Below are 14,487 nucleotides of genomic sequence, written 5' to 3'. Positions count from 1 at the left end.
TCACACCCCCATGTAGCTGGTCCCGTCGCCTCTCGCGGCGATTTCCCGTTGAGAAGGGTGCGGTATGCTGTGCGGTCCCGATGGGTCGGATCGGCACATAAGGCCGGCCGACGATGCAACTAAAGTGATACCATGCCGACGCAGCGTAGCAGACTATGCCGTGTCGGAGCCGCGTCGGGCGGCCCGGCGCCGGGGGGACGCGAAACCGCACGATGATGCTGGAATCCTATTGGTTGGATAGCGGCGAACGCTTTGCGCAGGATGGGGTGCCACCACTCCCCGCCCGGGCGACGGTCGTGGTCGTCGGAGGCGGGTTCACCGGCCTTTCCGCCGCCCGTCAGCTGGCGATGGCAGGGACGCAGGTGATCCTGATCGAGGCGGGGCGTATCGCGTGCGAAGCATCGGGTCGCAATGGCGGCCAGTGCAACAACGGCATTGCGGGCGACTTCGCTGCCCTCAGCGCCCGCTTCGGGCGTCAGCGCGCCACCGACCTCTATCGCGCCTTCGACGCCGGGGTCGACCGGGTGGAGGCGATCGTGAAGGAGGAAGCCATTGCCTGCGACTTCACCCGCAACGGCAAGCTGAAACTGGCCGACAAGCCCGACCATGCCGTCAAGCTCGCCCGCTCCGCCGAGCTGCTGGCGCAGACGGTAGAGCCGGACATCCGCCTGCTCGACCGCAACCAGCTGGCCGGGGAAATCCGCTCCGATGCCTTTCATGGCGGGCTGGTCTTCCCGCGCAGCGCCTCCCTCCATATGGGTCGCTTCGCCGCGGGGCTGGCGCGCGCCGCGACCCGCCACGGTGCCAGGCTATATGAGAATACGCCGCTGACCGGGCTGTCGCGGGTGCCGGGCGGACGGCACAAGCTGGTCACGCCGCGCGGTACGATCATTGCGGATGACGTCCTGCTGGCGACGGGCGCATCGATATCCGGTCCGTTCCGCTGGCTGCGGCGGCGGATCGTGCCGATCGGCAGCTTCATCGTCGCAACCGATCCGCTCGGGGATCTGGCCGACACGATCATGCCGGGACGGCGCAACGGGACGACGACACGCAACATCGGCAATTATTTCCGCCTGACCGCCGACAACCGGCTGATCTTCGGCGGCCGCGCCCGCTTCGCGCTCTCGACCCCGCGCAACGACGTGCGCAGCGGAGCGATCCTCGCGGCGCGGATGCGCGAGATCTTTCCCGGACTGGCGGGGGTCCGCATCTCACATAATTGGGGCGGGATCGTCGACCTGACCGCCGACCGCCTGCCGCGCGCCGGAGTTCGCGACGGGGTGCATTATGCGATGGGCTATAGCGGCCATGGCACGCAGATTTCGGTGCTGATGGGCGAGGTGATGGCGCGGATCATGACCGGGGCCAGCCCCGCCGAGGCCAATCCCTTCCACGGCATCGACTGGCCGGCCGTCCCGGGGCATTTCGGCCCCCCCTGGTTCCTTCCGCTGGTCGGGGCCTATTACCGCTATCAGGACTGGCGGCATTGATCGGGCGGCGCGACGCAATTCGCCTGATCGGCGGCGGCGGCCTGTCGCTGGGCCTGGGCGCATGCGGCTTTACGCCCGCGCGTCCCGAACCAGCGGGCGGGCGATTGCGGGTGGCGGTCGCGGTCAGTTCGACCGCCGACACGATGGACCCGGCGCGCCAGACGGTGGTGTCCGACTTCTGCCGCTGCGCGATGGTCTATGACGGGCTGACCCGGCTGGACGCACGGTCCCGTCCCCAATTTGCGCTGGCCGAGGCGATAGAGAGCCAGGATTCGCGCGACTGGTCGATCCGGTTGCGACGTGGCGTGCGCTTCCACGACGGATCGCCACTCACCGCCGCGGATGTCGTCTACTCGCTGAACCGCCATCTCGACCCGGCAGTGGGGTCGAAAGCGCGAATCTTCGCCCAGCAATTCGCATCGGTCCGTGCCGATGGGCCGGATCATGTGCGCCTTGTCCTGGAAAGCGCCAATTCCGACCTGCCGACGATCCTGGGCATATCGCAATTCCAGATTGTCCGCGACGGTACCCGCGACTTCCGCCATCCGGTCGGCACCGGGCCGATGCGCATGGTCGAGTTCGCACCCGGCGTGCGCTCGCTCGCGGTGCGATGGCCCGACTATTGGCGGCGCAAGGTGCGGCTGGGCGAGATCGAACTCTTCTCCATTTCGGACGACAGCGCGCGGATCAATGCGCTGTTGTCGGGCGATGTCGACCTGATCCACGCGATCAATCCGCGTATTGCCCATCATCTGGAGCATGCGGGTTTCGACCTGCTGGTGACCAGGTCCGGCGGCTATACCAACCTGATCGCCCGGCTGGACCGGGGGCCGACCAGCCATCCGGATTTTGTGGCAGGCCTGAAGCTGCTGCTGGACCGCGAGACGATGCGCAATGCCATTTTCCGCGGCTATGCGACGATCGGCAACGACCAGCCGATCGCGCCGACCAACCCCTATTTCGACCCCAGCGTGCCGCAGCGCGCCTTCGACCCGGACCGCGCCCGCCATCATTTCGCGCGAGCCGGGATGATCGGCGCGCGCCTCCCCATCGTCACCTCGGCGGCGGCGGACAAGTCGGACGACATGGCCGTGCTGATCCAGAATGCCGGGCGACGCGCAGGGGTCCGGTTCGATATCCGGCGCGTGCCATCCGATGGTTACTGGACCAACAGCTGGATGAAGGTCCCGCTGGGCTTCGGCAACGTCAACGCCCGCCCGACGGCGGATATCATCTTCACCCAGTTCTTTGCCTCCGACGCACCGTGGAACGAGAGCGGGTGGAAGAATGCGCGTTTTGACAGCCTGCTTCGGGCCGCGCGCGGCGAGACGGACGAGGCACGCCGCAAGTCGCTCTATGGCGAGATGCAGCATCTGGTCCATGACCAGGCGGGCATCGGCATTCCGCTGTTCCTCAGCTCGCTCGATGCGCACAACCCGAGGGTGAAGGGCCTGCGACCCATGCCGCAGGGGGGATTGATGGGCTTCGACTTTGCCGCCGACGCATGGATGGAGGGCGCATGATCCACTCTCCCCTCATGGTGCTGATCGGCCGCCGGGTGGCTGCGGCGCTGGCGACGCTGATATTCGTGTCGCTGGCGGTGTTCGCCATCGCACAGCTGATGGAGGGCGATGTGGCCGAGGCGATACTGGGCCAGAGCGCTACGCCCGAGGCACTGGCGGGCCTGCGCCAGGCCATGCATCTCGACCAGCCCGCCTGGCGACGATATCTGGAATGGGCGGGCGGCGTATTGACCGGCGACCTGGGCCATTCCCTGATCACCGGCCTGCCGATGCGCGAGATGATCGGGACGCGATTGGTCAATTCGCTGACGCTGGCCGGGCTGACCGCACTGGTGTCGGTGCCGCTGGCCCTGGCGCTGGGCATCATGGCTGCGGTCAGACGCGGTACCGCATTCGACCGGGCTATCAGCATCGCGACGATCGGCATCGTGTCCGTACCGGAATTCCTGATCGCGACGCTGGCGGTCATGCTTTTCGCGGTGACGCTGCGCTGGCTCCCCGCCCTGACCTCCACCCGCGACGTTCATTCGATCTGGGACCTGGTCCGGGTCTTCGCGCTGCCGGTATTCAGCCTTGCCTGTTTCGTCATGGCGCAGATGGTCCGCATGACCCGCGCGGCGGTGATCGACGCGCTCGACACGTCCTATTGCGAGGCGGCCCGGCTGAAGGGCTGCTCACCGGCCCGTGTGGTAATGCGCCATGCCTTGCCCAATGCCATCGGGCCGATCGCCAATGCGATCGCGCTCAGCCTGTCGACCTTGCTGGGGGGCGTCATCGTGGTCGAGATCATCTTCAACTATCCCGGCATCGCGCGACTGATGGTCGATGCGGTCGCCACCCGCGACCTGCCGCTGGTCCAGGCGGTCGCGATCATCTTCTGCACCGCCTATCTCATCCTGGTGACGACCGCCGATGTGGTCACGATCCTGGCCAATCCCCGGCTGCGTCACCGATGAGGAGGTTCACGAACAGCGGCCGGATCGGCCTGGCCCTCGTATCGGCATGGATCCTCGTCGCGCTGCTCGGCCCCGGCATCGCGCCCCATGGCGTGGGCGAGGTCGTGCATCTCGACGTGTTCGACGGGGTCAGCCGCCGCTTCCCGCTGGGCACCGACTATCTAGGTCGCGATATGCTCAGCCGGGTGCTGTACGGCGCGCGCTATACCGTCCTCATCGCCTTTGTCGCGACCAGTATAGCAGCGATGTCGGGCATCCTGCTTGGCCTGGCCGCCGCGGCCGGCGGGTGGATCGACATGGCCCTGTCGCGAGCCTTCGACATCATTATCGCCATCCCCAGCCTGATGCTGGCGCTGGTGGTGATCGCGGCGACCGGCGCTTCGATACCCGTGCTGATCGGCACGCTGGCTATCATCTATACCCCCGGTGCCTTCCGCACCGCCCGCGCGCTGGCGGTGGGCGTCATGGCGCTGGATTTCGTCGCCGCCGCCCGCGCCCGCGGCGAGCGTCTGCCCTATATCGTCGTGCGGGAGGTGCTGCCCAACGTCACCGGCCCCCTCGCCACCGATTTTGGTCTGCGCTTCGTGTTCATCGTCCTGCTGCTCAGTGGCCTGTCCTTTCTGGGCCTGGGTGTCCAGCCGCCCCAGGCGGACCTGGGCGCGCTGGTTCGCGAGAATATTGCCGGGCTGGGCTTCGGCGCGCCCGCCGTGCTGTTCCCGGCGGTGGCGATCGCTTCCCTTACGATAGGAATGAACCTGGTGATCGACTCCCTTCCCGGGCGGCGGCGGCGATGACCGACGTGCCGCTTGCCCGCATCGACCATCTGCGCATCACCGCCGTCGGCGAAGACGGACGCGAGATCGTGATCGTACCCGATGTCAGCCTGTCGATCACGAAGGGCGAGGTGCTGGCCCTGATCGGGGAGTCGGGGTCGGGCAAGACGACCATCGCCCTGTCGCTACTTGGCTATGCGCGTCCCGGCTGCCGGATCGCAGGCGGCGTGATCGAGGTGGCAGGCCACCGGCTCGATGGCGCAACGCCCGAACAGCTGCGTCAGGTGCGTGGCCGCACCGTCGCCTATGTGGCACAGAGCGCCGCCGCCGCATTCAACCCGTCGCTGACCATCATGGCGCAGGTGATCGAGCCCGCGCTGATCCACGGTACGCTCGACCGCGCCGCCGCCGAGGAAAAGGCCAAGGCTCTGTTTCGCCGCCTCGCGCTCCCCGACCCCGATGGCGTCGGTGCACGCTATCCGCATCAGGTATCGGGCGGGCAGCTCCAGCGGCTGATGGCGGCGATGGCGCTGATCACCGACCCTGCCCTCGTCATCTTCGACGAACCGACCACCGCGCTCGACGTCACGACCCAGATCGAGGTGCTGAAGGCGTTCAAGGACGCGGTGCGAGATCTGGGAACCACCGCCGTCTATGTCACCCACGACCTTTCGGTCGTCGCCCAGATCGCCGACCGCATCGCGGTACTGCGCGGCGGCGAGGTGCAGGAACTGGGAACGACCCCGCAGATCCTGTTCGCCCCGCGCCACAGCTATGCCCAGGCCCTGGTCGCGGCCGCCGCGCCCCGAGCCCGCATCGTCCCGCCACCGACTGACGAGGCGCCGCTGCTCGATATGTGGGGGATCGTGGCGGGTTATGGGGGGACGGGGCCGGACGGCGCGCCTCGGACCAAAATCCTCGACGGGATCGATGTCTCGATCCGGCGTGGCCAGGTGCTGGGCGTCATCGGCGAATCTGGCTGTGGCAAGAGCACGCTCGCGCGGGTGGCGGCAGGGCTGCACGCGCCCTCGGCGGGCCGCATCCTGCTGAACGGCCATCCTCTCGCACCGCTCGTCCGGCACCGGTCGCGCGACGAGCTTCGCCGGGTGCAGATGGTTTTCCAGAGCGCCGACACCGCGTTCAACCCGTCGGTCAGCATCGGTGCTGCCATTGCCCGGCCGCTCGCCTTCTATCACGGGCTGGACCGACGATCGGCCAAGGCGGAGGTGGCGCGACTGCTCGACCTTGTCCGCCTGCCCGCATCGCTCGCCGACCGGTTGCCCGGCGAACTGTCGGGTGGGCAGAAGCAGCGGGCCAATCTCGCCCGCGCGCTGGCGGCACGCCCCGACCTGCTGCTGTGCGACGAAGTCACCTCGGCGCTCGATCCGGTCATCGCGGAGGCCGTGCTCGACCTGCTTGTCGAGCTGCGCTGCGAACTCGGGCTCGCCTATATGTTCATCACCCACGACCTCGAAATCGTGCGGGCGATCGCCGATGACGTGCTGGTCCTCTATGCCGGTCGTGTCGCCGAGCAGGTGACGCGCGATGGCCTGGGTCACGGGGCCCACCATCCCTATACGCGGTTGCTGACCGCTTCGGTCCCCGAATTGCGGCCGGGCTGGCTGGAGGAGACACCGGCCCGACAAGCCGGGGCGGCGGGCGCGCGGATGTCGGCAACCGGATGCAGCTTCCACCCGCGCTGCATCCGCGCGAACACCTCCTGCGTCGATACGATGCCGCCGCGCCTGCTGGAGGGGGATCGGCAGATATTCTGCCATCAGTCGCTCGACTTTCTCGCGACGCCCTGAGCGGGCAAGCGGGGCGATACCGACTTCGGCATCGCCCCGGAAAGTGATCAGGCGACCATCGGCCGCCAGATTGCATAGACCTTTTTCACATGCTCCCGGCTGTCCCACAGACATTGCGCAGCATGTTCCAGCAGGAAGATGTCGCCCTTGGCGAAGGTGCGGCTGGCCCCCGTCTCGTCCTCGAACGTCACGCTCCCCTCGAGCAGGTGCATCAGCTCGTGATGGCGATAGCGCATCGCGGTGCGGTGATAGGGCGTCGAGTCCCAGGTGCCGCAGATGAATACGCCATCGCTCGACCGATAATCGGTATGGTTGCGGCACGACGGCGTCGGCCCGACCAGCAGCTCGGCGAGCGGTGGATCGGAAGGCGTCAGCTCGGCGCTTTCGTCGATCGGCACGATGCGGTCGGCGGCGGGCGTGTCGGTCGCATAGCGCATAGCGAGTACGCGCGTGCCGGGCGACGCCGCCCAGTCAAAGGCCACGCCGCTGGGGATGACCGCACAGCCATCCGCCTCCAGCACCACTTGCCCCAACCGGATCGAACCCGCCAGCACGATGACGAACTCGTCGCCGGGGAGGCCCGCCTCCGACCCCGCCCCGCCATCGAGCGCGAGCAGGTCGAGCTGGCACGGCCCCTCGACCAGCGGCAACGCGGTGCGGGCGGTGCGATAGTCCCCCGTGGCGGGCGCTTCGGCCGATGCGGCAAAGGCGCGCAGATCTATGAACGACCGGACATCGGTCGCCACGCTCACAGCCCCACCAGTCCCGGCAGGCCCGCGATGCTCGGAATCTCGTGCACCTGATAATAGCTGTTCAGCGGTTCGTGCCCGCGATTGACGAAGGCCTTGTTCGTAATACCCATGTCATAGGCGGTCATCAGGTCGTACCGGAAGCTGGACGAGACGTGCAGCACATCCTCCGGCCCGCAGCCCAGCTGATCGAACATATACTCGAACGCCTGCATCCGGGGTTTGTAGGCCTGGGCCTCCTCGGCGGTGTAGACCGCGTGGAACGGCGCCTCGAGGTTGCGGACGTTCTGCGGGATGAGATCGACCATCGAGTTGGACAGGATGACCAGCGGATATTCCGCCGCGACGCGCTTCAGCGGCTCTACCACGTCCGGGTGCGGCCCCCAGGTCGGGACGGCGGCATAGACGTCGGCCGTGTCGCTATCGCGATATTCGATGCCCCACTTCGCGCAGGTGCGGCGCAGCGATCCTTCCACGACGTCGCGATAGGGCTTCCACGCACCCAGCACCTCGTCGAGGCGATAGGCGGAAAAGTCGTCGCAGAACCGGCCCATATCGACCGCCGCGATCCGATCAGCGTAGAGACGCCGCGCGATCGGCGCCATCTCGAAATAGATCAGCGTGCCATAACAATCGAAGGTGATATATTTTGGACGAAGCATGGTCGGCCCCCTTTGCTGATGTGAATTGCCGAACACGGTGATAGCGGCCGGCGTGCGGCAGAATCGCTCGTTGCAGCCGCGCCGATGCGGCACGACAAGCAACCTTGATAACGTCACAGCATAATATGCTGCGCATTTCCGGTGGCGGATAGCCTGCTGGCGTGCATGCCACGGGGTAAATCGCTGCTCGTGGCGGCCGGACACTGCGGGAATGCCGTTTGCCCCCCGATTTTCGGAAGCGTCTGCCGACCGGTCGCCGCTACACTCCGGTCAGACCTTATCGCGTCGGGAGCGCCTGCGCTCAGGGGAACGCGGTGGGGCCGGGACGGGTGGGACATGACGAACGACAGAGCGGGACAATTCTATGTCGATGGCGCGTGGTGTGAGCCGGCGACGCCCGCACCCGCAATTCCCGTCACCAACCCGGCGACCGAGAGCCTGATCGGCACCATCGCAGCAGGGTCTGCCGCCGATGTCGACCGGGCGGTCGCCGCCGCCGCCCGCGCCTTTCCTGCTTTTGCGGTCAGTCCGGTCGCGGAACGCATCGCCCTGCTCGGCCGGATCGCCGCTCTGCTGGAAGAACGCGCCGAGGCCTTTGCCCAGGCGATTGCGACCGAAATGGGGGCCGCCATCGGATTTGCCCGCGCGTCGCATGTGCCCTTCGCCATCGCGCATGTCCGCGCTCAGATGGAGGTACTGGCGGACTATCGCTTCGAGCGGCCGGCGGCGGGCTTCACCTTGTGCAAGGAAGCGATCGGCGTCTGCGCGCTCATCACGCCGTGGAACTGGCCGCTCTACCAGATCACGGCCAAGGTCGCGCCCGCTATCGCCGCGGGATGTACGGTCGTCCTGAAGCCCAGCGAATTATCACCCTATAGCGCGCTGTTGTTTGCAGACGTGATGCACGATGCGGGTACGCCCGCGGGCGTTTTCAATCTGATCGGTGGAACCGGCGAGGCCGTCGGCGCGGCACTGGCGGCGCATCCCGACGTCGCGATGATCTCGATCACCGGCTCGACCCGCGCAGGGGTGCTGGTCGCACAGGCGGCGGCGGTAAGCGTGAAGCGCGTCGTGCAGGAATTGGGTGGAAAGTCACCCAATATCCTGCTGCCCGACGCCGACTTCGCGCAGGCCGTTCCGCGTGGCGTGATGGCCGGAATGCGCAATGTCGGCCAGTCGTGCAGCGCGCCGACCAGGATGTTGGTCCCCGCCGCGCGGCTGGCCGAGGTCGAGCTTCTGGCGGTAAGCGCGGCCGCCGAATGGCGCGTAGGCCCGCCCGATGACATAGCGACGACCATGGGCCCTATCGCCAATGCCGCGCAATACGCCCGCGTGCTGGACATGATCGCGGCCGGCCAGGCGGACGGCGCGCGGTTGATCGCGGGTGGCCCCGGCCGTCCCGCCGGGCTCGACCGGGGTTTCTACGTGCAGCCGACGATCTTCTCGGGCGTCACCCGCGACATGCGCATCGCCCGCGAGGAGATTTTCGGACCAGTGCTGTGCATCATGCCTTATGAAAGCGAGGATGAGGCGGTGGCGATCGCCAACGACACGGTCTACGGCTTGGGAGCGCATGTCCAGTCGACCGACCCGGTCCGCGCCAAGGCCATCGCTCGGCGCATCCGATCCGGACAGGTTCATATCAACTACCCCGCCTGGACCGCGCATGCGCCCTTTGGCGGCTACAAACAGTCGGGCAACGGCCGCGAATATGGGGTGCATGGCTTCGAGGAATATCTCGAAACCAAGGCGATCCTGGCCTGAGCGCGCCATGGAAACCAAGATCATCCTAGCCGACGCGTCCAGACCGGTTCCGCCACCGATCACCGAGACGCTGGCCACTGTGCAGACGCCGTACCCGTTTCCGAACTGCACCACGGCCATCTGGTCGAAATCGACGCCGTCGCGCTGCTGACGCGCGACTGAGTTTTCCCTTCTCCTGTGGAGAGCATCACCATGGCAAGCATCACGACAGCGGGCCTTGCACCCGATGGGACCGTGTCCCGGCCCCAGTCTTTCAACAGCGTAGCGCGGACGGGCGCGCGGTTGGTCGGCATCGACGCGCTGCGCGGCTTCGTCATGGTGCTGATGCTGCTCGACCATGTCCGCGAGGCGTTCCTGCTATGGGTGCCGATCGGCGACCCGGTCGACGCGCTGACCGTCGCGCCTGCATCCTTCTTCAGCCGGATGACCAGCACCCTGTGCGCGCCGATCTTCGTCGCGCTGACCGGACTGGGTGCCTATCTCTATGGCCGGAAGCACAGCCGTGCAGAGACGAGCGCATTCCTGTTCAAGCGCGGCGCGTTGCTCGTCCTGCTCGAACTGACCGTCGTCAATTTCGTTTGGCGTGCCGAATTTCCACCGACGATCCTCTATCTTCAGGTCATTTGGGCGATCGGGTTGAGCATGATCGTGCTCTCGCTGCTGATCCGCCTGCCGCACGCCGCCATCGTCGCGACCGGAGTGGCCATCGTCGCCGGGCATAATCTGCTGAGCCCGATCACCGTGCCCGAGGAGAGCATGTTCCACACCGTCTGGGCGTTTCTGCACGATCGCGGGACGGTAAGCTTCGGCGGCCTCCCGGTTCGGTTCAGCTATCCGCTGCTGCCGTGGATCGGCGTGATCTGCCTGGGCTGGGGGATCGGGCCGTGGTTCGTCGGTGCCGACGCCCTGGCACGGCAGCGGCGGCTGGCGCAGACCGGCGCGCTGATGCTGGTCGGGTTCGTCGCGTTGCGGGCGCTCAACATCTATGGCGACGCCCCCTGGTTCGTGGTGCCCGGCTCGCCGATCCGCACCGTCATGAGCTTCCTGGCGCTCACCAAATATCCGCCCTCGCTGCTGTACGTGATGGCGACGCTGGGCGTCGGGTCGCTTCTGCTGGCGCTGTTCGACCGGGTGGACGACACACGGGTGATCGGCTGGCTGGCGGTGTTCGGCGGTGCGCCCATGTTCTTCTATCTCCTCCACCTGTATGTCCTGCGCATGATGTACCTGGGCGCGGTCGCGATCTGGGGCACCAATCACGAAACGGTCTTCGGCTTTCCGTCTATCCCGTGGATCTGGCTGATGTGGATCGCGCTGATCGTGCCGCTCTACTTCCCGACGCGCTGGTTCTCGAACCTGAAGAAGCGCCGCAAGGACCTTGGCTGGCTGAAATATTTCTGAGCCAGTCCCCCTTCCCCGGACCCGTTGGAGCCCCGGAATGCCCGCACCGTTGACCCTTGTAGATTCAAGCCCCGCCCTGCCCGACATGGCCGATGTCGTCGTGATCGGCGGCGGTATCGTCGGCTGCTTCACCGCCTATTATCTGGCAAAGCGCGGATGGAAGGTCGCGCTGGTCGAAAAGGGCCGCGTCGGTGGCGAGCAGTCCAGCCGCAACTGGGGCTGGTGCCGCCAGCAGAACCGCGATGCGCGCGAACTGCCTATGGCAACCAAGTCGCTCGACCTGTGGGAACAATTTGCTGCCGACACCGGCGAGGCAACCGGGTTCAGCCGTTGTGGGCTGCTCTATCTCAGCGACAATGAAGCCGAGATCGAGGGCTGGGCACGCTGGCGCGATTTCGCCCGGACGGCGGGAGTCACCACCCACATGCTCTCGTCGGCCGAGGCCAGCGAGCGCGGGCGGTTCAGCAACAAGCCGTGGAAGGGTGGCGTCTTCTCCCCGACCGACGGCACCGCCGATCCGTCGCGGGCCGCGCCCGCCGCCGCCCGCGCGCTGATGGCGCTGGGTGGAACGGTGCATCAGAATTGCGCCGTGCGTGGGCTGGAAACCGAAGGCGGGCGCCTTTCCGCCGTGGTCACCGAACGGGGTACGATCCGCACCCGCATCGCGGTGCTGTCGGCGGGCGCCTGGGCTTCGTCCTTCTGCAATCAATATGGCATCCGCTTTCCGCAGGCCACGATCCGCCAGACGGTCATGGCGGTCGGGCCGGGCGAAGACATCTTCCCGGCCGCGATGCACAGCGAGTATATCTCCATGACCCGGCGCGGCGATGGCGGCTATACGCTGTCGATCAGTGGCAGCGGCAAGGTCGATCCCACCCCGCAATTCCTGCGCTTTTCGACCCAGTTCCTGCCGATGTTCCTGCGTCGCTGGCGCAAACTGTCGCCCGGCGGGCTGGAGGGGGTGCGGTCGGGCCATGAGCGGGTCGTGCGCTGGCGGCTCGACCGGCCGACACCGATGGAGGCGATGCGGATCCTCGATCCCAAGCCCGACCGCGCGGCCGTCGCGCGCACCCATGCCCGCGCGCTCGCGCTGATGCCGCGCCTGTCGGAACGCGTCGTGACCGGGGCCTGGGCGGGCTATGTCGACAGCACCCCAGACGGTGTGCCCGGCATCGGCGAAGTGGACGAACTGCCCGGCCTGATCCTGGCGGCCGGCTTTAGCGGGCATGGCTTCGGCATCGGGCCTGGGGCTGGCCATCTGATCGCCGATATCGTCAGCGGCGGCGCACCCATCGTCGACCCCAAACCCTATCATCCAAACCGCTTTCGCGACTCCGCCTGGGGCAAGGTCGCGGAATTCTAGTGCCGATCGGCATTCAGCGACGCCTTTCCGTCCCTCGCCCCTCGCGGAGGGGAGAGGGTTGCGCAGACTTGGTCTTTGCGAAAGCAAAGGCCTAGTCGGAGCTGGGTGAGGGGTAGGCGCTCGCTTGGCGAGCGCGCGAGCCTTTGGGCTCGCTCAACCCCTCACCCAAGCTGCGCTAGCCAGCAGGCTGGCAAGCTTCGCTAACCCTCTCCCCTGTCCAGGGGAGAGGGAAAAAGTAGCAATCCTGAATGTCGATCCGCCCTAGCCCCCCGCGAGAACCCGAACCTCCGATACTCGAACCGAACCACCGCTTGCGTTGAGGTTCAAGCCGGTCGCATCCCATGGCGCATTGATGAGTTCGGAAAGGACGCTGTCACCATCGTTGATGAACACCTCGATCGAACCGGCATCGAGGAAGATGCTGACCCTCACCTTTCCGTCAGCGGCTTCGCACCGTACGCTGCGAGTCTCGCGCCATGCACCATGGTCGGGCGGGTAAGGACCACTGGTGTCCCGTTTCACAAATACATGGCTTTTGTTCAGTTCGAAGCCGATCTGGGTGAAGTAACCTTGGCCGCCGCGCACCGACAGCCATGCCCCGCCCGGCCAGTCGGCACCGACGCGGGTGAGCGTCAGGTCGATCCGCCCGGCGATCATTCCGGCATCGGTGGGCCAGACATAGTCGCGTCCCTCGGCGATGGTCTGATCCGTTCCAAGCATCACGCTCTGGAACGCATTATTCTGGGCTGCGATCGGCGTCATGCGCAGGCTGGGCGTGCCGTCGGAGTTTCGCTGCAGGCGGATCTGGCGGACGATACTCAACTGTCCGCGATAGCCAGCGGTGGCGGGCAGTTGATTGGCATAGGCCCAATTGTTCATCCAGCCCATCGTCCACGCCGCGGCACGCGGATCGGCCGCTCGCGGGTCCTGCCACACCATAGCGGCATAATAATCGGCCCCGCCATCGAGCCAGCGGCCGGTCGCGCTGTCGGCGGTGAAGCCGGTCCCGTCGAAGCTGCCCACCCAATAGTAGCTGCCGCCGGTAAAGCCGCTGCCCGTCCCGTCGCCGCCGACCAGCAACACCCATTTGTCGACGCCCGTGGCCCCGTTCGCGTCGTAGAGGTGCAGCGGGAAAAGGTGCGAACATTCCATCACCCCGCCGACCAAGGTGGAGACAAAGCCGCTGGCATAGCTCCACTGTTTCAGGTCCGGAGAGGTGTAGAACCCGATCTTGCCCTCTTCAGACAAGGTCATCACCCAACGCGACGTGGGTGCGTGCCAGAACACGGTCGGGTCGCGGAACGGCTTGTTGCCCGGAAAATTGGGATGGACGATCGCGTGGAAGGCGAAGCTCGCCCCGCCGTCGCGCGAATACCACAGCGCGGTCGACTGGTTCTGTCCGGCGGCATTGTCGGCGGGCATGGTCGCCAGCGCGATCAGCGTACCCGCCCCGAAACCGGCGGTGTCGTCGGTGTCGATCACCGCGCTGCCGCTCCACACATCGCCGAACGCCGTCGTCCGACGTGGAATCGACACGCCGCGATCGGTCCAGTTGACGAGATCGGTCGAGGTCCAGCGGCGCCATTCGGTGCCGCCATTCGGCCATGTGGGATTGTAGAGCGCCCACATCGTCCAGCTGTCGCCGATCCGCACCGGACGCTGCGGATCGTTGATCCAGCCGCCATCGGGCGCGGCGATATGATAATGCGGACGGCCGCCGACCGCCGCCGGGGTCGGGCTTTGGGTCGGGCTGGGGGTCGGCGTCGGGGCCGGAGCGAGTCCGGTGGCCGAGGCGCTGCCCCCTCCCCCGTCGCCCGATCCGCCACAGGCGGACAGCATGGGCAGGGTCGTGATGAAGCCGAGCGTCTGACGACGCGAAAATATCGATGCCATCTGCTTCCTCTCCGCGTGCGACGAGCCGCCGCACGTCATCCTCCGCGCATCGCTTCTTCGAGCGATCGCGCGATATTCGCATCGGGACGGTCCGGCGGACGC

General features: G+C 66.8%; 12 protein-coding genes. 9 read left to right on the top strand and 3 right to left on the bottom strand.

The window, feature by feature from the left end:
* The first annotated feature begins 212 nt into the window (after window positions 1-212).
* The 5 genes from QE385_RS01430 to QE385_RS01410 are packed head-to-tail and all read left to right on the top strand — an operon-like array spanning window position 213 to window position 6,553.
* Entirely contained in the window at window positions 213-1,493 is a 1,281-nt protein-coding gene (locus QE385_RS01430) for an FAD-binding oxidoreductase (protein ID WP_307098345.1), read from the top strand.
* Window positions 1,490-3,016 carry an ABC transporter substrate-binding protein gene (locus QE385_RS01425; RefSeq protein WP_307098343.1) on the top strand — a complete coding sequence of 509 codons (1,527 nt, stop codon included), beginning with the start codon at window positions 1,490-1,492 and terminating at the stop codon, window positions 3,014-3,016. The genes QE385_RS01430 and QE385_RS01425 overlap by 4 nt, the downstream gene beginning before the upstream one ends.
* The gene (locus tag QE385_RS01420; RefSeq protein WP_307098341.1) at window positions 3,013-3,972 is read left to right on the top strand and encodes an ABC transporter permease; all 960 of its coding nucleotides are present in this window, start codon (window positions 3,013-3,015) and stop codon (window positions 3,970-3,972) included. The genes QE385_RS01425 and QE385_RS01420 overlap by 4 nt, the downstream gene beginning before the upstream one ends.
* A complete protein-coding gene (locus QE385_RS01415) occupies window positions 3,969-4,766 on the top strand; it encodes an ABC transporter permease (protein ID WP_307098338.1) in 798 nt (265 codons plus the stop codon). Before QE385_RS01420 ends, QE385_RS01415 begins: the two co-directional genes overlap by 4 nt.
* A complete protein-coding gene (locus tag QE385_RS01410) occupies window positions 4,763-6,553 on the top strand; it encodes an ABC transporter ATP-binding protein (RefSeq protein WP_307098337.1) in 1,791 nt (596 codons plus the stop codon). The genes QE385_RS01415 and QE385_RS01410 overlap by 4 nt, the downstream gene beginning before the upstream one ends.
* 47 nt (window positions 6,554-6,600) lie before the next feature.
* Here the strand turns inward: QE385_RS01410 and QE385_RS01405 are convergent, their stop codons facing one another.
* Window positions 6,601-7,299, bottom strand: coding sequence for a cupin domain-containing protein (locus QE385_RS01405; RefSeq protein WP_307098335.1), 699 nt, complete (start codon window positions 7,297-7,299; stop codon window positions 6,601-6,603).
* A 2-nt stretch (window positions 7,300-7,301) separates the two neighbouring features.
* Window positions 7,302-7,964, bottom strand: a complete 663-nt coding sequence (locus QE385_RS01400) for a haloacid dehalogenase type II (protein WP_307098333.1) — start codon at window positions 7,962-7,964, stop codon at window positions 7,302-7,304.
* Between the two features lie 336 nt (window positions 7,965-8,300).
* Here QE385_RS01400 and QE385_RS01395 point away from each other — a divergent pair, with 336 nt between their 5' ends.
* Genes QE385_RS01395 through QE385_RS01380 form a run of 4 tightly spaced genes read left to right on the top strand, consistent with a single transcriptional unit; the run spans window position 8,301 to window position 12,492 of the window.
* Window positions 8,301-9,728 (top strand): aldehyde dehydrogenase family protein, encoded by a 1,428-nt coding sequence (locus QE385_RS01395; protein ID WP_307098331.1) that lies wholly within the window; start codon window positions 8,301-8,303, stop codon window positions 9,726-9,728.
* 7 nt (window positions 9,729-9,735) lie between these two features.
* Complete coding sequence (locus tag QE385_RS01390) at window positions 9,736-9,879, top strand: hypothetical protein (RefSeq protein WP_307098329.1); 144 nt, start codon at window positions 9,736-9,738, stop codon at window positions 9,877-9,879.
* Between the two features lie 41 nt (window positions 9,880-9,920).
* Window positions 9,921-11,129 (top strand): DUF1624 domain-containing protein, encoded by a 1,209-nt coding sequence (locus QE385_RS01385; protein ID WP_307098327.1) that lies wholly within the window; start codon window positions 9,921-9,923, stop codon window positions 11,127-11,129.
* Between the two features lie 37 nt (window positions 11,130-11,166).
* Window positions 11,167-12,492: an FAD-binding oxidoreductase gene (locus QE385_RS01380; RefSeq protein WP_307098325.1), complete on the top strand. Its 1,326-nt coding sequence runs from the start codon at window positions 11,167-11,169 to the stop codon at window positions 12,490-12,492.
* Window positions 12,493-12,753: 261 nt separating this feature from the next.
* Here the strand turns inward: QE385_RS01380 and QE385_RS01375 are convergent, their stop codons facing one another.
* Window positions 12,754-14,385 (bottom strand): glycoside hydrolase family 32 protein, encoded by a 1,632-nt coding sequence (locus QE385_RS01375; protein WP_307098323.1) that lies wholly within the window; start codon window positions 14,383-14,385, stop codon window positions 12,754-12,756.
* Window positions 14,386-14,487 lie beyond the last annotated feature (102 nt).

This window comes from Sphingomonas sp. SORGH_AS_0950, assembly GCF_030818415.1.
Lineage (GTDB): Bacteria > Pseudomonadota > Alphaproteobacteria > Sphingomonadales > Sphingomonadaceae > Sphingomonas.
Note: the sequence above shows the minus strand (reverse complement) of the source record. Positions and strands in the feature narration are given on the sequence as shown.